General features: G+C 59.6%; 18 protein-coding genes and 5 pseudogenes. 7 read left to right on the forward strand and 16 right to left on the reverse strand.

The annotated features are described in order from the left end of the window. Nucleotides 1-541: 541 nt before the first annotated feature. The 9 genes and pseudogenes from ACH79_RS39425 to nifH all read right to left on the reverse strand — a co-directional run bounded on the left by ACH79_RS39425 (nt 542) and on the right by nifH (nt 8,466). Nucleotides 542-838, reverse strand: a complete 297-nt coding sequence (locus ACH79_RS39425) for a ferredoxin family protein (protein WP_065754704.1) — start codon at nt 836-838, stop codon at nt 542-544. Between the two features lie 32 nt (nt 839-870). Further along, complete coding sequence (locus tag ACH79_RS39430; protein ID WP_161855614.1) at nt 871-2,178, reverse strand: FAD-dependent oxidoreductase; 1,308 nt, start codon at nt 2,176-2,178, stop codon at nt 871-873. Between the two features lie 10 nt (nt 2,179-2,188). Then, nucleotides 2,189-3,298, reverse strand: coding sequence for an electron transfer flavoprotein subunit alpha/FixB family protein (locus ACH79_RS39435; RefSeq protein WP_161855615.1), 1,110 nt, complete (start codon nt 3,296-3,298; stop codon nt 2,189-2,191). A gap of 15 nt (nt 3,299-3,313) precedes the next feature. Then, nucleotides 3,314-3,846, reverse strand: a pseudogene (locus ACH79_RS39440) (hypothetical protein). 474 nt (nt 3,847-4,320) lie between these two features. After that, a complete protein-coding gene (nifW, locus tag ACH79_RS39445) occupies nt 4,321-4,662 on the reverse strand; it encodes a nitrogenase stabilizing/protective protein NifW (RefSeq protein ID WP_161855616.1) in 342 nt (113 codons plus the stop codon). A 200-nt stretch (nt 4,663-4,862) separates the two neighbouring features. Beyond that, complete coding sequence (nifV, locus tag ACH79_RS39450; RefSeq protein ID WP_161855617.1) at nt 4,863-6,050, reverse strand: homocitrate synthase; 1,188 nt, start codon at nt 6,048-6,050, stop codon at nt 4,863-4,865. A 173-nt stretch (nt 6,051-6,223) separates the two neighbouring features. Further along, nucleotides 6,224-6,724, reverse strand: coding sequence for a Fur family transcriptional regulator (locus ACH79_RS39455; RefSeq protein ID WP_246738321.1), 501 nt, complete (start codon nt 6,722-6,724; stop codon nt 6,224-6,226). A 22-nt stretch (nt 6,725-6,746) separates the two neighbouring features. Next, the gene (locus ACH79_RS39460) at nt 6,747-7,463 is read right to left on the reverse strand and encodes a nitrogen fixation protein NifQ (RefSeq protein ID WP_161855619.1); all 717 of its coding nucleotides are present in this window, start codon (nt 7,461-7,463) and stop codon (nt 6,747-6,749) included. Nucleotides 7,464-7,581: 118 nt separating this feature from the next. Continuing rightward, entirely contained in the window at nt 7,582-8,466 is an 885-nt protein-coding gene (nifH, locus tag ACH79_RS39465) for a nitrogenase iron protein (RefSeq protein WP_028350602.1), read from the reverse strand. A gap of 236 nt (nt 8,467-8,702) precedes the next feature. Between nifH and ACH79_RS45365 the strand changes: the two genes are divergently transcribed. Beyond that, nucleotides 8,703-9,089, forward strand: a complete 387-nt coding sequence (locus ACH79_RS45365; RefSeq protein ID WP_202639125.1) for a hypothetical protein — start codon at nt 8,703-8,705, stop codon at nt 9,087-9,089. Here the strand turns inward: ACH79_RS45365 and ACH79_RS45370 are convergent. Then, nucleotides 9,086-9,214, reverse strand: coding sequence for a hypothetical protein (locus ACH79_RS45370; RefSeq protein WP_371419332.1), 129 nt, complete (start codon nt 9,212-9,214; stop codon nt 9,086-9,088). The genes ACH79_RS45365 and ACH79_RS45370 overlap by 4 nt on opposite strands. Here ACH79_RS45370 and ACH79_RS44630 point away from each other — a divergent pair. The 4 genes and pseudogenes from ACH79_RS44630 to ACH79_RS39485 all read left to right on the forward strand — a co-directional run. Further along, nucleotides 9,170-9,371: pseudogene (locus ACH79_RS44630) on the forward strand (hypothetical protein); the annotation flags it as partial. The gene ACH79_RS45370 and the pseudogene ACH79_RS44630 overlap by 45 nt on opposite strands. A gap of 39 nt (nt 9,372-9,410) precedes the next feature. Further along, a complete protein-coding gene (locus ACH79_RS39475; RefSeq protein ID WP_161855620.1) occupies nt 9,411-9,803 on the forward strand; it encodes a transposase in 393 nt (130 codons plus the stop codon). Between the two features lie 51 nt (nt 9,804-9,854). Beyond that, nucleotides 9,855-10,148 (forward strand): IS66 family insertion sequence element accessory protein TnpB, encoded by a 294-nt coding sequence (tnpB, locus tag ACH79_RS39480; RefSeq protein ID WP_161855621.1) that lies wholly within the window; start codon nt 9,855-9,857, stop codon nt 10,146-10,148. A 69-nt stretch (nt 10,149-10,217) separates the two neighbouring features. Next, a pseudogene (locus tag ACH79_RS39485) lies at nt 10,218-11,579 on the forward strand (IS66 family transposase); the annotation flags it as partial. 16 nt (nt 11,580-11,595) lie between these two features. Here ACH79_RS39485 and ACH79_RS39490 read toward each other — a convergent pair. The 3 genes from ACH79_RS39490 to ACH79_RS39500 form a co-directional block, all read right to left on the reverse strand. Continuing rightward, a complete protein-coding gene (locus tag ACH79_RS39490; RefSeq protein WP_161851783.1) occupies nt 11,596-13,188 on the reverse strand; it encodes an IS66 family transposase in 1,593 nt (530 codons plus the stop codon). A gap of 74 nt (nt 13,189-13,262) precedes the next feature. Continuing rightward, complete coding sequence (tnpB, locus tag ACH79_RS39495) at nt 13,263-13,607, reverse strand: IS66 family insertion sequence element accessory protein TnpB (RefSeq protein ID WP_071916490.1); 345 nt, start codon at nt 13,605-13,607, stop codon at nt 13,263-13,265. Further along, nucleotides 13,604-13,951 carry a transposase gene (locus tag ACH79_RS39500; RefSeq protein WP_246738322.1) on the reverse strand — a complete coding sequence of 116 codons (348 nt, stop codon included), beginning with the start codon at nt 13,949-13,951 and terminating at the stop codon, nt 13,604-13,606. Before ACH79_RS39500 ends, tnpB (ACH79_RS39495) begins: the two co-directional genes overlap by 4 nt. A gap of 121 nt (nt 13,952-14,072) precedes the next feature. On the opposite strand from ACH79_RS39500, the pseudogene ACH79_RS39505 reads away from it, so the two are divergent. Further along, a pseudogene (locus tag ACH79_RS39505) lies at nt 14,073-14,370 on the forward strand (transposase domain-containing protein); the annotation flags it as partial. Continuing rightward, the gene (locus ACH79_RS39510) at nt 14,367-14,612 is read left to right on the forward strand and encodes a hypothetical protein (RefSeq protein ID WP_202639116.1); all 246 of its coding nucleotides are present in this window, start codon (nt 14,367-14,369) and stop codon (nt 14,610-14,612) included. The pseudogene ACH79_RS39505 and the gene ACH79_RS39510, both read left to right, overlap by 4 nt. Before the next feature lie 627 nt (nt 14,613-15,239). On the opposite strand, the gene ACH79_RS39520 is transcribed toward ACH79_RS39510, so the two are convergent. The 3 genes and pseudogenes from ACH79_RS39520 to nolL form a co-directional block, all read right to left on the reverse strand. Continuing rightward, nucleotides 15,240-16,862, reverse strand: coding sequence for a tryptophan halogenase family protein (locus tag ACH79_RS39520; RefSeq protein WP_202639127.1), 1,623 nt, complete (start codon nt 16,860-16,862; stop codon nt 15,240-15,242). 602 nt (nt 16,863-17,464) lie between these two features. Further along, nucleotides 17,465-18,642, reverse strand: a protein-coding gene (locus tag ACH79_RS39525; RefSeq protein ID WP_246738128.1) for an IS3 family transposase whose coding sequence is annotated in 2 segments (ribosomal slippage) — nt 17,465-18,345 and nt 18,345-18,642 — 1,179 coding nt in all. Because the reading frame shifts where the segments join, the coding sequence is not laid out codon by codon here. 59 nt (nt 18,643-18,701) lie between these two features. Further along, a pseudogene (gene nolL / locus ACH79_RS39530) lies at nt 18,702-19,508 on the reverse strand (nodulation factor fucose acetyltransferase NolL); the annotation flags it as partial. Nucleotides 19,509-19,613 lie beyond the last annotated feature (105 nt).

The raw sequence follows: 19,613 nt of genomic DNA on the forward strand, positions 1-19,613 counted from the left end.
CCGACTTGGCCGGACGCCTGCTAGGGAAATGGGGGTTAGCAGTTCGTAGGTGCAAGTGGATCTTCCTCGAACATGTGCCTCGCCGCGCATGACCTAGCCATCCTTCAGCATGGGCATGGCTGCTGTCACCAAACGGCTCCCTCTTCTCAAAGGAACGACATTCTCGCCCAATATTTCCGCGCCTCGTTGATGAGATTGGCTGCTGCCGCCTACAGGCGCCGGCTCCCACCAAACCGGCGTTCGCGGAGCCGCCTGCCGCGTTTGGATCAGGCTTTGACGAGCGAGAGCAACGCACATGAGGTTCTCCGGCGTGCAGCGGCGGGAAGATCCAGATCTTCTAATCGGTGCGCCAATGATGGCGCGCGCAGAAACACTAGGAGAATCTGATTGCGAGGCAAAGCTCCCGCGACCGTTCCGTGCGCCGGGCGCATCACCAGCTACCGCCATTGATAAGGCTCTCCGCACAAGAAGGGCGCGGAGACATGGATTTGCCGTGAGATGCCTTAGCAACGGCGTTCACGCTGAGCCTGCTGTGCAGTTCTCATCCGAACTTGAACAACACACCGTATCCGCCACGCGGATAGCTCCATTCGATGTCGCCGGTGGGCTCGCCGATGACGCGGCAGGTGCCGCACTCGATGCAGCCGTCGACGGTGACCTCGACTTGCCCCTTATCGTTGAGCTCATAGCAGCGCGCCGGGCAGACCTTTAAAAGCGCAAGCAACTGCGGGGATGGCTTCGTGTGTGCGCGCACTTTGACGTGAGGACGACCGACGTCGACAAGATAGCGGTTATAGAACAGCTTGTCCTCGACGCGCACTGATGTCTCGACATTCATATTTCAGCTTCCTTGACTTCGATTTGGGCTGGTTAGCGCCATGCACGGGCGAGGCGGAATGCATCGCCAAATAGACCGGTCCAGGACCGCGCGTTGACAAAAGATTTCATTGTCACCTTCTCTTTCTCAGCCTTCGGCGTACCGTCGACGCGTACATAGTTCTGCATCGCCTTCGAGACGAGCTGCGGATAGGTAAGAAAGAAGTTTTGCGAGTTGGTATGCATCAGCATCGGCATATCCTTGTGCTTCTTCAGATCCTTAATCACGAAAGAGTCATCCAGCATCTTCTTGTAGACTGACAGATTTGCCGCGGTCATGGGTTGGCAGTGCGATTTCACCTGGACAATCGCTTCCGCCGCGATGCGGCCCGAAGTCATCGCGAGGTTAGAGCCCTCGCGATGAATGGCATTGTTGAGCTGCGCCGCATCGCCCACCACCACCCAGCCGTCGCCATAGAGCTGCGGGATCGCCTTGTAGCCGCCTTCAGGAATGAGGTGGGCGGAATATTCCTTGACCTCCGAGCCCTCGATCAGGGGCGCCACGGATGGGTGACGCTTGAAACAGTCGAGCAGCCCATATGGCGTCTCTCCGGTGCGCTGAAAGTCGGCGACGATACAGCCGATGCCGATCGAGATGCACTCTTTATTGGCATAGATGAAGCCCATTCCGGTCATGCCACGGGAAATGGTGCCGGCCGCTTCGACAACGACGCCTTCGTCACCCTTGAGATTGAAGTGGGCCTCGATGGTCTCACGCGGCAAAAAGTGCATTTCCTTAACCGCGAGTGCTACCTTGTCGGGCTTGGGCCGCTCGCGCAGGCGCGCACGCGTACCGAGAAGGCCGTTCACGCCTTCGCCCAGCACCACGACATCTGCTTGGATTTCGCCGTCGGAGCGATCCGTATGAACACCGATGACTTTCCCATTGGCGTCCCGCGCGAGCTCAGTGACGGTGGTCTCGCACAACACGGTCGCGCCGGCCTCGCGCACTTTCGAGGAGAACCATTTATCGAACTGCGCGCGGATGATCGTATACCGGTTCGGCCGCTCCTCGTTGAAGTCTTCGGAGCGGTAGTGCACACCGAAATGGGAGCGATCGTCCATTATCCAGAACCGTTGCTCGACGAGATGACGTTCGAGCGGCGCGTCATCGCGGAAGTCCGGGATGAGCTTTTCGAGCATGTCGGCATAGAGGATTGCGCCTTGAACATTCTTCGATCCGGCATATTCACCGCGCTCGAGCTGCAGCACCTTCATGCCGCGTTTAGCCATCGTTAGCGCCGCCGCGTTGCCCGACATGCCGGCGCCGACCACGATTGCATCGAACTTCTCCTCGATCACAACAACCTCCTTAGCTCGCGATACGGTCGCGCGAATGCGGTGAAAGCCGTGCACGAAATGCGGCCGTCAGCGCCGGTAACAAGTGCATAGCGTCGTTGACGACGCCGATATGGGCAAAGTCAAAGATTGGCGCGTTCTTATCGGTATTGATGGCGACGATCAGATCGGCGCCCTCCACGCCGACCCGATGCTGGATCGCGCCAGAAATGCCCGCGGCTATATAGAGCTTTGGCCGGATGGTCTTGCCCGTCTGGCCGATCTGCCGGTCGGAGGTGACCCAGCCCTTTTGTACCAGCGGACGCGAACAGCCATATTCGGCGCCGAGGACGGTGGCGAGCTGTCGTACCAGCTGGAAACTCTCCGGCGAGCCCAACCCCAGCCCGCCGGCGACGACGACGTCGGCATACGCGAGATTGGATTTGGCCGAATCACGGTCCGGCAGAAAGGATAGCACTTTGGTGACGATGTCTTCTTCGAGCAGGCGGAGCGGATGGACGACAATGCGGGCGGCATCGCGCGCGACACGCTCTGGCATCGGCATCACGCGCGGGCGGACGGTTGCCATCTGCGGCCGGTAATTCAACGTGTAGATCGTGCAAAGCAGCGATCCGCCAAAGGTCGGACGCGTGGCGGCAAGCGAACCATCCGCGTCAACGTCGAGCTCAGTGCAGTCCGCAGTGAGACCCGTAAGTAGTGTAGTGGCTACCGATCCTGCAAGATCGCGACCCAGCGTGGTGGCGCCCAACAGGAGGATCTCTGGCTTGTAGGTGTTGACGAGATCGGTCAGCGCCTTCGTGTAGGACTCGTTTCGATACTCCGACAGCACATGCTCGCTCACAAGATAGGCTAGGTCGGCCCCGTAGCAGAAGGATTCGAGCGCAGCATTGCGCGTGGTTGCGGCCTCCGGGCCGATGACGACCGCGGCGAGATCAACCTTCAGCTTGTCGGCAAGCCTGCGGCCTGCGCCCATGAGTTCCCAGGAGACGGGATGCACCTGGCCGCGCTCCTGCTCGACGAAGACCCAGACGTGCTTGTAGGCCTTAAAGTGCTCGGGCAATTCTTTTTTGATTCCTGCGCGGCCGGCCGCGGCAGGCGTGGGAGCCTTGGTGACGTTGCTCATAGCTTTGAATTCCCCTCAGAACCTGCGCGCCTGCGCCACAAGATCGGTCTCTAGGTTGGGTTGGCCCTTCAAGATAGCTTTCATCAGCACCTCCATCGGCTGCTTGGGGGGCTTCCACCAGCCCCGCCTTCTCGGCACGTGGCGCCGGCGCAAAGGCCCGCTTGACGACCCGCGAGCCGAGCGCGACGCATTTCGACACTCTTCGACGTCGGCCTCCTGCGCGCTCCATTTTACAATCGGCCCCAGCGCCGCCCGCAGGGCGGCGGTCATCACGGACGGCAAATCTGGCTCGTTGCCTGCGCCATGGTTGACCAGCGGATTTGTGCGCAATATCTGCACGCCGGGTCCGGCGCGGCGCTCCGCGTCGACCGTGGTGAGCGCGGTGATCTCGCTGCCGAACTTGTCACGCAATTGGAGCGCGGCCTCGAGCGCGAACAAGTATCGGTTGATGATGCTCGGCCGCCATGACGCACCATGGTGTTGGTCACGGGATTGACGCGGATCTGCGCGGAATCGGGAACCTGCTTGGTGCAAACGATACTGTGCATGCCTTCTCCAGAGTAGCGTGGAACGCGAGTTACCATTGGCGGCCGTCTCCGGGTCAATCCCAGCCTCAATGGCGGCGTCAGAGGCAACTGCGAACGGCATTACGCTAGCGTGAGCCATAAGATGATCCCGGCGCGAGCGGCGAGCAGTGACGGCACAACATTTTTGGTTTTTCTCCAAATCTCATCTCCGACGGCAACAAAACTGTGTAGTCGGCGCCAATGACGGACTTGGCCGGAGAACAGCAAGTGTCGTACCAGTTGGGGACATCAAAAATCAGCCGTCCATTCAACAACTTAAGAAAGTTGACAAAGACTGGGCGTTAGCATCGCCGATCCTACAATTCCGACATAAGTCGCGAATGCGACAGCGCCGCTTCGCTTCATTGCTGTACAGAGTTGATCTGGATGAAGAGGAATATGGCACAACGCGCTGCACCGACATGGCTTGGGGGCAGATCTGAACCATGTGTGAGGCTATTTCAGCGAGCTCAACGGCACGAATGCCGCCGGTTTCTTGGGCTCGGCGACCGCATCCTTCAAGACCTTGAACACCCGCTGGTCGATCGGCGAGGACGCCACGAAGTCGGCATAAGCCTGCTCCAGCACCGCCTTGCACCGCGCCGTTACCTCGGCCTCCGCGCTATCTTCGAATACTTCCTTGGCGAGATATTGTCCCATGCGCTTTAAGATATGCAGGCGCGCGACATTGACAATCTTCGGGTCGTAATCGACGTCAAGCAGCGCAAAAAAGTCTTCAGCCGAGGAGGCTTTGTTGAGTCGATCCAGGATGCCGACTGCCGCCTGCATGTTGCTCATCGAGATATCTCCTTTGGGTTAGATCGCCGGCCTGTGGTCGGGACCCGACGCCGGCTGGTCATCTCCTTGCGACGCTGCTTCGCGCAGGCGGCGCTGCATATGGCCTCCAGACCTATGTCGTCGTGGATCAGCGAGGAACCTCCGTGGCACGCCGGCGGTTTCGAAGTGATCGGCTGTAATAATGCCGGACCATGGCCGCCTCACGCTCCATTGATCAACAAGCGCTCGCAGACGTCGCGCCAGATCGCCACCACCGTCTCGCACGCGACCGGTCGCTTGTGCTCGATGGCATGTTTCCGCACCCGCAACAGGATCTGTCTTGCCTCTTCGGCGCTGGCGGTGAGCTGCAATTCGTCGAGCAACGTGGTGATCGACGACAGCCCGGAATGCTTGCCGATCACAATACGGTTGGAGCGACCAAGCAAGCGGGGGTCGAGCGACTGATACGTGCGTTGATCTTTCATTAAGCCATGGACATGAATGCCGGATTCGTGGGTGAACACATGCTCACCCACGATCGCCTTGTTCAGAGGAATCGTGCGTGCAGCCGCGGCTGCCACAACGGCCGCGACGTTCTGCAGCTCCGGCAGCACGATGCCGGTGTCGCGCCCGTAGAGCTGTTTGAGAGCGACCGCGACTTCTTCCAGCGGTGCATTGCCCGCCCGCTCGCCGAGACCGATGACAGTCACCGAGGCATGGCTCGCGCCGCCCTTGATGGCGGCGAGCGTATTGGCGGTCGCGAGCCCGAGATCGTCATGGCCGTGAAATTCGAGCTCAAGATCGGTGGTCGAACGCAAACGAGCGATCAGCGCAAAGGTGGAGTCGGGATCAAGCACGCTGAGCGTATCGGCAATGCGAAAGCGCCGTGCGCCCGCGGCTTTTGCGGTGGCGATCAGCGTGGTGAGAAAATCGACATCTGCGCGGGAGGAGTCCTCGCCGCCGACGGCAACCTCAACCCCCCGCTCGCGGGCATAACTTACCACCCGTCTCACTTGCTCCAGCGCCAGCTCGCGGTCACCGCCAAGCTTGGCTCCAATCTGCACGTCAGAGGCTGGGATGGAGACATTGACCATCGACACCTTGGCCTCGATTGCCGCATCGACGTCGACTTCACGCATCCGGCACCAGCCAATGCTGGTGACCGGGAGACCGATCTCGACCACGGCTCGGATAGCCGCGATTTCCTCACTGCCCATGGCAGGCGTACCTACTTCGATCTCGGTGACACCGGCGCGCGCCAGCGCCTGCGCGATCGTCACCTTTTCGTCGGTGGTGAAGGCAACACCAGGAGCCTGTTCGCCGTCGCGCAGCGTCGTGTCGTTGAGTACGATCGGACCTGCCCATGACGTCTTGGACCATGACGGTTTGGCAGAGGCGACGGCGATCATGGAAGGCTCCTTGTTCCTGGCAAAGCAAGACTTGAGCAACCCGCATGCCAGGCCGGCGCTCGGCCCCAAGCTATTGGACTAGCTAGCAGTTTTCGGCACATTCGGATTGTCGCAAACGCGACAGCATCGCAAACTCAAGGCGTCGGCTTAACCTCACCATACGGTGGATGCCATCAACTCCGCTTGCGGCGCAGATGGATGATCAGATCGCCGCAGGAGACTTCGTGACCGCGCAGCGGCTCCGGCACATTCACAAGCAGGAGATCCGCATTGGGGACATCGAGCAGCGTATCCTCGCCATGTAGATAATAATGCGGATGCGGTGTGGTGTTGGTGTCGTATAATGCACGCGAACCATCAAGGCAGAACCGGCGCAAGAGGCCGGCTTGCGTGAACTTGTTCAAAGTGTTGTAGACGGTAGACCATGGGACCGGAAAGCCGGTCTCGCGCGCCTCGGCAAATAGCATCTCTGCGCTGACATGCCGGGCGCCCCTGGCAAACAACAGCTCGCTTAGCATCAGGCGCTGGCGCGGTCGCAGCCCGGCCTTGAGTAACACATTCTTCCAGCCGCCAACGGCGGGAGATTGCCCGCTGAGTTGGACGGAGGCCGGTTCTACCTGCACCTCCTCGAGGCTCGCACGATCCTCGGCGTCGCTGGTCGGAAGTCTGGCCAACGGCCGATCCATCCGATGTCGCTCACATCGGCCAGGCGCCGGCGGCGACCGGGACAGCCGCCTGCAGCAGAACGTCGCGTCGACGCTCGGCCATCCGGCTCTCGCCGCTTTCATCGCCAAAGCAAAGGTTGAAGTCGTTGCATTGCGTGCACACCGGTGTCGTACACATGACAAGGCCGTCGTCCTCGCACAGCGTGCGATAGAAGAAGCGCTTCCAGCGCATATTATTGGTATTGCGCGCGGCCAGTGGCGCGAAATGGCGGCCTAGGAGCCTGGATAGTTCGCCACGACCGCGCAATCCGAGGTCTTCCCACATGTGATTTGGCTCGATTGCGCGACGCGCGATCATCGCAGCTAGCCAGTTGCCGATGTCCCCTTCGGTCGAGCGTTGTGCGAGCAGGAGATCACGCAACATTGCCGCCTCGTCGATCTCATTGCGCTTGACACCCAAGGGCAACTCCTCGCGGTTTATCCGGATCGACGGGAAGTATTGCTCCAGCACCGCGGCCAGCTCGTGGCTGGACAGACCGACCTTCTCTGAAACCAGACCACCATCCATCGTGGCGGCCGCCAGAATGGACGCCAGCACGTGACGATCGAAATTGCTGTCACTGGCTATATCGGCATCTGCGGGGTCCGCCCCAGTGAGCAGGCGGTATGTCGCAATTCCCCTATGCTGCTCATCGTTCGCTTCAGTCGCTCTGGCGGCCCTAAGCGGAAAGAACTGGGCTTCAAACATGAATTGCCGACCTTTTCACAGTGATCAAGTATGTCGTGATGCTGGTCACGACATCTTTCGCCGGAGCGCCGACCTCCTAATCAGCATTGGGAAGGCCGGCCTCTCTCGGTCTGGCCTATTACTCGGCTGCGAGTTCGGCTGCGGTCTTGCCGATGATGGCCTCGTCAACGGGCTTCATGATGCCGTGTTCCATCAGCATGTCCTCGAGCTCATCCATGGAGATCGGGGTCGGGATGATGCCCTTGCCGCCATTGTTGTGGATCTTGGTTGCGAGATTGCGATAGTGATCGGCCTGCTGGGATTCCGGCGCATATTCCAGCACGGTCATGCGGCGCAGCTCCGCATGCTGCACGACGTTGTCGCGCGGCACAAAATAGATCAGCTGGGTGCCGAGCTTCTTGGCCAGCGCCTCCGCCAGTTCCAGTTCCTTGTCGGTCTGCCGCTCGTTGCAGATGAGGCCGCCGAGTCGCACGCCGCCAGAGTTGGCATATTTCAGAATGCCTTTGGAAATGTTGTTGGCCGCATACATTGCCATCATCTCGCCGGACATAACGATGTAGATCTCCTGCGCCTTGTTCTCGCGGATCGGCATCGCGAAACCGCCGCAGACGACGTCGCCGAGCACATCGTAGGAGACGTAGTCGATGTTCTCATAGGCGCCGTTCTCTTCCAGGAAGTTGATCGAGGTGATGACGCCGCGGCCGGCGCAGCCGACGCCCGGCTCTGGACCGCCCGACTCTACGCAGCGGATGTCCTGATAGCCGATCTTCATCACGTCCTCGATTTCCAGGTCCTCGACGCTGCCGGCATTCGCCGCCAGGCTCAAAATCGTGTCCTGCGCCTTGGCGTGCAGGATCAGGCGAGTCGAGTCCGCCTTGGGATCGCAGCCAACGATCAGGATCTTGTGACCCATCTCGGCCAGCGCCGCCAGCGTGTTTTGCGAGGTGGTCGACTTGCCGATGCCGCCCTTACCGTAGAACGCGATTTGTCTCAGTGAAGCCATGTTGCTCTCCATCAACCAATTTGCCAAAGATTGCGCGCTGGCTCGCGCGCGAGCTTGTTTCTCTCTCAGAAGCGAGGCACACGGGTTCAAGGGAAGGAGAGCAGCGCTCGTCTCGCGCGTCTGCGTGCACTCAGCCCTCACTCAGTGTTGCTGCATCCTGATAGCAACCGCCGTGCCAACCCTGTCCGCGCCCTTTAAGCTTCTGATTACACTTTGAAAAATTCGCGAGCCGGTGGATGAAACCAGGTGTTTTGAACGTGACAGGATTCGTGCCGCTGTCAGAAGCCGGACAAGGATCGCCAGCATCAAACGGGAAAACGCCGGCTTGGCGGGCCATTTCAATGCATTCATGCACGGAACGGAAATCTCTAATGCTCTTGCAAGCCGGTTTGTCGGAGCGGATTTTCAGGAGAGCAACATTGCAGATCGGTGTCGGACAGCCGAAAGAAGTCGACCAGCGACGGGTGATCGTGGTCGACGATGACGAGATCACCCGCGCGGCCTTGCAATTCGTGCTGCATGAGGAGATCGAGACGCACCGAGCTTGCAACGCCGGAAGAGGCCTTTGCCATGGGCGTCGATTGGCTAAAACGGCATCTGGTGTTGCTCGACGCCTTTTTTAAGCAAGAGGGGCGGCGCTGATCGGCGAACTGGCGCCCCATTTCCCGACGATCGGATCCTGATCATCTCCGACAGATCCGACCAGATACGGACCTTCGTCGAACACCACAATCACGTCCGCTTTCATGAGAGCATCGATAACCTCACTCCTGCCGATGGTTACTTCGGCAGGGCTGAGGCCGATCCTCGCCAAGCGAAAACGTGTCAAGCGCAACAGCATCATAAAGCGCCGTTCAGTATCGCTCCGGCGGAGGCCGCCTTGTGCGGTTTGGCGGTTCGTCTGAGGATTTGACCTTAAGTCTAGCCTTAAGGTCATGTGGCGAATGCAGGTGAAGGTCTTGGGCGCTGAACGTCGGCGCCGATGGAGTTACGACGAGAAGGTTCGTCTGATTGAAGAGACGTTGCAGGCTGGCGAGACTGTGTGCGGCGTCGCGCGCCGACATGGAATGGCGCAGAGCCTGCTGTTCACCTGGCGTCGGCAAGCGCGCCAGGGCCGCCTGGGCGGCGAGGCCGTGCCGGCTCTTGTTCCTGTCGAGATCGCCTCCACGCCGGCTCCCGCACCCACGTTCGGGCCGCAGCCGTCTTCGCTTCCTGCGCAGCGTCCAAGGAACGGAATGATCGAGATCGAGCTTGGCGGCGGCTGTCGCGTGCGCGTTGACCGGGAGGTTGACGCCGAAGCGCTGCAGCGAGTGCTTGAGCTTCTGAGGCGGCGATGATCCCGATTCCGAGCGGCGTCAGGGTCTGGATCGCACACCGGTCACACGGACATGCGCCGCGGCATGCAAAGCCTGGCTCTTACGGTTCAGGAGAGCTTGAAGCGCGATCCTCATGCCGGCGATCTTTATATTTTCCGGGGCCGTCGCGGCGATCTGGTCAAGATTCTTTGGCATGATGGGTTGGGCATGTCGCTCTACGCCAAACGTCTGGACCGTGGAAAGTTCATCTGGCCCTCGGCGGTGGCCGGCGCGGTGTCGATCTCAGCGGCACAGATGGCTTATATGCTCGAAGGCATTGACTGGAGAAATCCTCAACTGAGCTGGCGGCCTGCGAGCGCGGGCTGAACGAAGAAGTTGCGGCTGCCGGCATTTTGGGGAGTCACAACGCATTCAATCTGTGATTCACTGCTTCGCATGGATGCTGATGGCGGAGCGATTCCGGATGACATTGCTGCCTTGAAAGAGGCGCTGGCGATCGAGCGCGCGAAGGCGTTAGAGGTTGCAGCGGAACTCGCGGTCGCCCGCGCGAAAGCCTCGGAAGACAGCGCGCTGATCGCCCAGCAGAAGCTACGGATCGCCAAGCTCGAGCGTCAGATCTACGGACAACGGTCGGAGCGATCATCGCGGCTGATCGATCAGTTGGCACTGACGTTCGAAGAGCTGGAAGCCGACGCCACGGAAGACGAATTGGCAGCCGAACGGGCTGCGGCCAGGACGACGACTGTGCGCGGATTTACGCGCAAGCGCGCCGAGCGCCAGACATTCCCTGAGCATCTTCCACGCGAGCGGGTGGTGATCGATCCGCCGACGGCTTGCGCGTGCTGCGGCAGCAATCGCCTGCGCAAACTCGGGGAAGACGTGACCCGGACGCTGGAATCGGTGCCGCGTCAGTGGAAAGTAATCGAGACGGTGCGGGAGAAGTTCAGCTGCCGCGACTGCGAGAAGATCAGCCAGGCGCCGGCGCCGTTCCATGCCGTCGCACGGGGATGGGCCGGCCCCAGCCTGTTGGCTATGATCATGTTTGAGAAGTTCGGCCAGCATCAGCCGCTGAACCGTCAGGCCGAGCGCTACGCTCTCGAAGGTGTGCCGATCGCGTTGTCGACCATGGCCGACGCCGTGGGATCGGTCTGTACGTCGCTTGATCCCCTGCTTCGCTTGGTTGAAGCCCATGTCATGGCGGCTGAGCGTCTTCATGCCGATGATACGACCGTGCCGGTGCTAGCCAAGGGGAAGACCGACACGGGACGGTGTTGGATCTACGTCCGGGACGACCGGCCATTTGGTGGTGCCGGACCGCCAGCGGCGATGTTCCACTACTCGCGCGACCGCAAGGGCGAGCATCCCCAGGCGCATCTGGCCCGCTATGCCGGCATCCTCCAGGCCGACGCCTACGACGGGTATAACCAGCTCTATCTGGCTGGGCGCCATCCTGGACTGATCCGGGAAGCTGCGTGTTGGTCGCACGCGCGGCGCCCGTTCTTTGCCATGGCCGATATCGAGGAGAATGCGCGGCGCAAGGCCGCCGGCAAAAAGGAAATTGCGCTCTCTCCGATCGCGATCGAGGTGGTGCGCCGGATCGATGCGCTGTTTGAGATCGAGCGGTCCATCAACGGCAAGAGTGCCGAGGGGCGCCTGGAGGTTCGTCAGGCTCTGAGCCGCCCCCTGGTGGAGGATCTTCAGGTCTATATGCGAGAGCAACTCGCCAAGCTCTCCCGCGGGCACGACCTGGCCAAGGCGTTCAACTACATCCTGAAGCGATGGGCGGCCTTCAGTAAGCGGCAAGCTGAGGCCGTCAGGCGGCGTGGTTCCATGGCATAAGCGCGTCGATTTCGCTGCTCGGCCAGCCGTTGGCGATACGCTGAAGCGTGAGGGTGAGCCAGGCGAACGGATCGACGTTGTTCATCTTCGCTGTCTGCAGCAGCGTTGCGATGGTCGCCCAGGTTCGCCCGCCGCCGTCGCTGCCAGCGAAGAGGCTATTCTTTCTCGTAATTGTTTGTGGCCTGATGGCGCGTTCGACGATGTTGGAGTCGAGCTCGATGCGACCATCGGTCAGGAAGCGCTCGAAGATGGCACGGCGCGAGACGGCATAGCGGATCGCCTCGGCCAGTTTTGATTTGCCGGAGATCCGCCGCAAGCTCTGCTGCCAGAGGTCGAAGAGATCTGCGACGACCGCTGCGGAGGCTTGCTGGCGCGCGGCAACGCGTGCGTCGGGGCTTTGACCGCGCACGGTCTTCTCGACCTGCCAGAGCTTTGCCATCCGCTCGACCGTCGTCGTTGCCACTCTCGAGCTTCCTGCAACATGCAGCTCGTAGAACTTGCGTCTGCTGTGTGACCAGCAGCCAGCCAAGGTGATGCCATCATTGCCGCGATCGGGTCGCGCCAACTTGTTATAGGCGGCATAGCCATCCACCTGCAGGATGCCGCGATAACCATTGAGATGCCGGACCGCGCATTCGCCGGAGCGGCTGTCTTCGAAGCGATAAGCCACCATCGGGGGACCGCTGCGGCCAAAGGTTCGGTCATCTCTGGCATAGGCCCATAAGTAGGCCGTCTTCGCCGATCCGGAGCCCGGAGCGAGTGTCGGCAAGGTGGTTTCGTCGGCAAAGACCCGTTCGGCCTTCTTGACCTCGCTGAAGATGTAGTCGGCTACGATCTCCAGCTCGAAGCCGAGCTTGCCCATCCATTGCGCCATCAGCTGGCGGTCGAGCCCGACCTTGTCGCGGGCGTAGATGGCCTCCTGCCGGTAGAGCGGCTGGCCATCGGCATATTTGGAGACGGCGATCTGGGCCAGAAGCGCTTCCGTCGGAATGCCTCCTTCAATGATATGGGCCGGGGCCGGCGCCTGGATTACGCCGTCCGCGTTCTTGAAGGCATACTTGGGACGGCGCGTGACGATCACACGGAACTTCGCTGGCACCACATCCAGGCGCTCCGACACGTCCTCGCCGATCAGCACCTTCTGCTTGCCGGCATGCTTAGCCAGCTCTTCCGGCTCAATGACGGTTTCGATCCGTTCCAGATGGGGTGCAAAGCCCTTGCGCCGGCGCGGTGCACGCTTGCCTTCCGCTTGCTCACGGCCCTTGCTGACCTGGGCCTTGATCGCGGCGATGCCGGTCTCGATCTCCTCGAAGACAAAGGCCCGCTGTTCATCGTCGCCGTTCACAGAGCCGAGCTTTTCCGATCGTCGGCCGAACCGGGCGCGGTCGAAGGCCTTCAGGATCTGCGTCAGCCGCTCGATGCGCGCATCGGCATCGGCGTTGCGCGCCCTGAGATCGGCGACTTCGCTCTCCAGAGCATCGGCGCGGGCCGCCTTCTCGGCCATGGCAAGCACCATGGCTTTCAACATCTCTACGTCATTCGGGAGGTTGAGATCGGGCGGCGTCATTGGCCCGACCAGAGCACATTTTGCCCCGTTTCTCTTGCCCTTTCAGCTCACTGATTCACTTCGCCGCAGCGCTTTTACCCAACAATCTCCGGCGGCTTGACCGCCACGGTCCGGACCCGCTTCCAGTCCATCCCATCCACCAGTGCCATCAACTGCGCCGGGTTGAGCTGCACCCGATGATGCCCGATCCGCGGCCAGCAGAACTTCGCCTTTTCAAGACGCTTTAAATAGAGGCACACGCCGGACCCATCCCACCATACGATCTTTATTCTGTCGGCTCTTTTGGCCCGGAAGACATAAAGCGCACCGTCGAACGGATCTGAGCCCGCATCGCGCACAAGCGCAACAAGGCCATCGATACCCTTGCGGAAGTCGACTGGATGGCTGGCGAGGAACACCTTCACACCCGAGGGAATCATGCCGAACGCACCGCCCGGATCACCCGCTGCAAGTGCGCCTCGTCGACGTCCACGCCGGCACGCACGACCACCTCGCCAATGGCAATCTCAATCACTGTGCCTGCCACAGACGCCACCACACCCTCGCAACTCGAGTGCCGCGAGCGATAATGCCGCTCGGCCCGAGCATCACGGCGCCAGGCGAACAGCTGCGACGGGTGAATGCCGATCCGGCGGGCGATCGCCGAGACGCTCGCGCCAGGCTCCAGCGCCTCTGTCACAACTTGCGCTTTGAACTCGTCCGACCAGCGTCGGCGAAGCTGCCGCGGCGTTCCCTCAAGACGGTCGGCGACCGCTTCGATCATATGGAAGGTTCTAGTTCCAGAACTAGGCGCAGACATAGAAGCTCACATCGGCTCACAAACTCAGCAGCCGATAGCCGATCGCTTACCCACTCCGCCAGACGGGGTTTCCTTGCCGCTTACGGCCTTCACGCTATTCCTGGAGGATGGGCGCGTGTGCCTCTCTAACAACGCCGCCGAACGGGGGCTGAGAGGCATCGCTCTTGGGCGAAAGTCATGGCTCTTCTGCGGATCCGATCGCGGCGGACGACGCGCCGCGGCCATGTACGGCCTGATCGTCACGGCCAAGATGAACGGTGTCGATCCCCTGGTTGGCTGACGTCCTCGCCCGTATCGCCGCCCATCCGGCTCATCGGCTGGACGAACTGCTGCCCTGGAATTGGGCCCTGTCAGCGTCAGCAATCTCAGCCCGAGCGGCATGACCATGCACGTCAACAAGGTCTATCGCGTCACCACGATCAATCGCGTCGCCCAGGACCTCGGCGAAGACGAGGACTGGCTGTCGGACGTCGCCAGCGAAATGGACGCCGAGGACGGCCGCCTCTGGGTCTACGGTGTCGGAGAAGACGGCGTCATGGCCTTCACCGACTTTGGGATCGAGACCTTGATGGAGCTCATCAGGATCCACAAAGAGAACCCTCATCTGCTCAGGCGCCAGGATTAGAAGACGTCTGCGGCCTACGCCGGACGGGTACGCCGTTCGCAGCATCAATTGCAAGCAACTCTAACCCCTGATGAGCCAAAGCCTCCCTTCTCGAAAACCCTGATCAGTCTGAAATTATCTGACGACGGACAGAGGGAACGCAGCTTTGCATTAGCGCGGCGATCAGCAGCGCGGCGCGCCGTCGGGAGCAATGGCGTAAATGATCGCGCCGCGTGAAGGCGGCGGGATCACTCTCGATCGCACGCGCGGCTTGCATCGCGGCGAGCACGGGGCCGCCTCTCGATGCCGGTATTGACCGCACGCTAGGAACATTGAACTGATCTGCCTTGCCGATCGCCTCGACCGGGCAGGCATGCCGAGAACTGTGGCCGGCCCGCATGGCGTCGCTCAAGGGCGCGGCGCAATCGTTTGCCAGCAAGCCAAATGTTCACGTGACGCCGGTCGGCGCGCGAAAGCCGACTGAGTGGAATGCCTTGCCGGCGCTTGTTCCATGCAGATTGCCTCCACGCTGCTCCGGCCAGCGCCGGATGTACCGCAGTCGCCGCCTTCGCCTCCGCAGCGCGCGGGGACAGGCAATCGCCCAGGTCGCGTTTGGCCGCTGTCGGGTAAGTGTGCGCTCACATTAGCTCACGCCGTGATCTCATCGCGTTGCTCTGCTGTTGCAGAAGACTTCCTCGTTCCTCGAAGATACTGAAGATATTCCAAATGGCCAGGCAATGTGCGGACTAACTCACTCGTGCGATCCCGCACTTCTTGAAATGCCTCGAGGGCGGCGCTTACATTACTGGAGTGGCGCAGAGCAGGCAGGCTATCGACGGGCCGATAGTTCAACCCAAGCAGCATCACAGAATAGGAGTAGAACTCGAAGCCGTGATAGCACGGGTTGATACTCCTTTCGTTCGGAAGCCGCTTTTTCCAAAGCTGAAGGCGTTGCTCCACGGAGGGAGGGACAGAGATCTCCTTTGTCGCCTGCCAAAACGGCGTGTCGGCCCTGTCAGACGAGCGATAGTGAAGGACAAGAAAGTCGCGCACGCCGTCAATGCAATCGGCCATGATTCTATTATAGTCAGCCGCTACATCCGGGTCCGTCGTGGGACCCGAATAATGACGCAGGAGCTCCTCAATACCAAGCTGAATGAAGAAGATCCCAGTTGACTCTAGTGGCTCCACGAAACCGGAGGACAAACCGATTGCGACGCAGTTCTTGACCCAAGCATTACGGCAACGCCCGATTCGCATTTGAATATGATTCGCGATGCAGTCCTTTGCGCGCGGACCTATATGTGCGCGAAGCTCAGATTCAGCTTCTTTGGAAGACATGAACTGACTGCAATAGACGTAGCCGGTTCCGACCCGGTTATAGAGAGGAATGTTCCAGACCCAACCGGATGGCAGAGCGGTTGCTGAGGTAAAGGGCTCGATATCTGATCTGTCGTTTGGGTATGGCACCTGCAGCGCTACCGCGCGATCATTCAGCAAAACTTCTTGAAACGAAACGAACGGTTCCTTGAGCGCCTGGTTAATGAGGATACCGCGAAAGCCGCTACAATCTACGTACAGCGATCCTTTCACTGCCCCATTTCTGCGCGTTCTAAGACAATCAATCGAACCATCGGTCGAGAGAAGCACGTCTTCGACATCGTCTTCGATGCACCGAACGCCAAGCGCGGTCGCATATTTCTTGAGAAAGCTCGCGAGCAGACTGGCTTCAAAATGATACCCATAAGGATACTGCAAACGGTGATCCGATAGGAAGGCATTTGGGGGCGTCTTGTCTGCAGAATTAAACCTGCCTTTGACCTTGTGATCGAAGACTTCGCCGTTCATGTACCTTGGGGATCTGTTGTTGTCGCATAGAGCGGAGGTACTAAAGCATACGGAATCGAATGCCGTCTCATTAGGCTTTAGGTGCAACCACCATTCACCAAGATTGTTTCCGTCTACCACCTCATAGCGTTGGAACGGATGATAGAAATGCCCGCCGACAGCAGTCCAATTGGTGAACTTGATCGCGAGCTTATAGGTCGCATTACATTCTGGCATCCATTCCGCTTCATCAATGCCGAGATAATCAAAAAACAATCTCATAGTGCTGAAGCTGGCTTCACCAACCCCAATGGTGCCAACATTAGCAGACTCGATAAGCGTGATATCGACGCCCTTCAATGCCTTTTTGAGATAGGCCGCAGTCATCCATCCTGCCGACCCGCCCCCTAGGATGACGATGGACTCTCCAGTCATGATTTCCATTTTCGTTTCTCTATCGTTAGTTGTTCGAGAGTTGTGCAATGGGCGGACAGTTCTACGTCCGCTCAAGCGAGAAAAGCATCTCCTGGCATGCTTGCGTTAGGGTGGGGATCGGGATTTCACCGCCTGGGAGATGAAAGCTACTCGCGTTAAAGGCGACAACTCAAACCAGCGCGTGAAGGCGCAGATCGCGTTCATAACAGGTCAGTATAGGAAGTTCGTAAACCTCCAATCCTTGTTGTAACCGTTGCCCGCAATCGCGTCACAGCTCGCTCAGCGGTTCTCACCGGAGCGGCCCGAGCAACCTCCTTAACTGCCTCAGAGCTTCGATCCGGGTCCATTCGCGGTAGAACGGGCTCGCACCAAGCACAACATCTACCATTGCTAAAGTAGAGCATTGAGAGCGCCGAGACGGTGGCGACAACGTGAGGCTAAGAGCTGAGACATTCGTAGTCGTTGGAAAGCTTTGCAAGTCGAGGACCATTCCCGCCTATTGAGATCGTACAACGTAACGCTACGTGCGATTCAACCCCCTCCGTGGCTCGTCGCATGAATGTGTCCAACTGTCGGTTTCCACTGATCTTCCCCCGAAAAAATGGACAGGGTTAAGCTGCTTTTAGCTCCATCTCGATCGGGCTGATAAAGCCGATGGCGGAGTGACGACGAGTCCGATTGTAGAAGCCCTCGATATAGGCAAAGATATCCCGTGTGGCTTCTGCCCGTGTTGCATAGTGCCTGTGGTGGACGAGCTCCGTCTTGAGCGTGTGAAAGAAGCTCTCCATCGGAGCATTGTCATAGCAGTCGCCCTTGCGGCTCATTGACGCCCTGAGGCCGGCGGATTGCATCAGCTTGCGGTAATCCGCCGAGGCATATTGAACGCCGCGATCGGAATGGTGGATCAGGCCGGCACTTGACCGCTGCGCCGAGATCGCCATCCGCAAAGCCGCCAAGGGCAGGTCGGCGCGCAAATGATCCGCCATCGCCCAGCCGACAATCCTGCGGCTGTACAGATCCATGACGGCGGCCAGATAGAGCCAACCCGGATCGGTCTCGATGTAGGTGATATCGGCCAGCCAGATCTGGTTCCGAGCAGTGGCGATGAAGTTGCGGTCGAGCAGATTCGGGGCGATCGGCAGGTCGTGGCGGCTGTCGGTGGTCCGCACCCGGCGTGGCCGCGCCATGATGGCCCTGATGCCGTGACGCCGCATCAACCGCTCGATGCGACCACGGCTCGCCCCGCGGCCCTGAGCCTTCAACTCGACATGGATACGCGGGCTGCCATAACGCCCGCGGGTGTCGCGGTGGACCCGCCTGATGTCGTCGACGAGGTCACGATTGGCAGCAGATCGTCGGCTCTCCGGGCGCGAGCGCCAGGCATAATAGCCGGCCGGCGAGACGCCGAGCACGTCGCACAGGAGCGTCACCGGATAGTCGGCGCGGCGATCTTCGATGAAGCGGAATCTCATGTCCGTGTTCCAGCAAAGATCGCGATCGACTTTTTTAAAATGTCGCGCTCCATGCGCAGCCGCTCGTTCTCTCGCTGCAAACGCGCGATCTCTGCCGCGTGGTCCGCCGACGGCAGCGTCGCCTGCGTTGTGGGGCGCCGCGTCGCCGCCGTCGGCTCCAGCCGAGCCCCTCGCTGCTCCATCCACCGCCGCAGCACGGAATCGCGCAGCCCAAGCTCCTTGGCAACAGATCCGATCGAGCGCCCGCTCGACGCTACGAGATCAACCGCTTGCCGCTTGTAGTCGTCCGTAAACGACCGACGTTGACGTCCTTCCATCCGACACCTCCTGGCTCTTCGAGCCTACTACAGGTGTCCATCAATTCGGAGGAGGTTCAGATGAGCACGATGACAATCGCTGAGGCCGCTGCGGAGCCGACAAGCATCAGAAGTACGTTTTGTGCCGACTGCATATCGTGCACTAGGGCGAGATTGTTGTAGATGTAAGTGTCTTTGCGCCAAGTTAGAAAGCACACCAAAGCCGCTATGGAGAGAAACATGATTAAGAGCGGCTTGTGAGATCGCGTTATGCCCGTCCACCATTCTCTCGACTGAGCAAAAGAGAATCCTAGGCAGAAAAACGGGAACGTATACTTTATAAGAGGCAATATGGAAAATGTCACAGGTGCAAGTGCGACTAGTATGACTGATACGAATAAGATCCAGGGCGACCAACGATTGAAAATCAAAAGAATCTTGACGAGAAGGAAAGAAACAAAAGCAGCCCAAATGAACCAGTATGTGCCGGCGGAATCCTTTAGACACTGCAAAACGCTGGCTGGTTCGCTGGCGGACGAACTTAATATGGCCAACTTTGCTGCCTCCAGGAGAGCGTACCAAAACAGCATGGGCAACAAGAGCTGCACCGCACGATCACCGATGGCTCGAGTGAACGACTTTCGCAAGAGCGCTCGCCAAGAAAGATATCCACTGATCGCCATAAACAGTGGCATGTGGAACATGTAGATCCATTTGAAACATGGCGACTCCCAGAAGCCTCCATCTCGGTAGACGACATATTGGATCAGGTGACCGACGATCACCAAAATAATGAGCACTCCTTTCGCGAAATCTAAACCTAGCTCTCGATCCTTTGCCTCTGGCGTGCGCGGCCCGGGAACATCCGATCCAGTTACATTTAACAATGTATTTCAAACCTCTCGGTATTGTTCCGATGAGCCGGATACTCGTTGACGGGGAATACCCGCTGCTACCAAGTACTGGTGCACGGTGACAAGGCGCTGACCATC

This window comes from Bradyrhizobium sp. CCBAU 051011, from assembly GCF_009930815.1.
Lineage (GTDB): Bacteria > Pseudomonadota > Alphaproteobacteria > Rhizobiales > Xanthobacteraceae > Bradyrhizobium.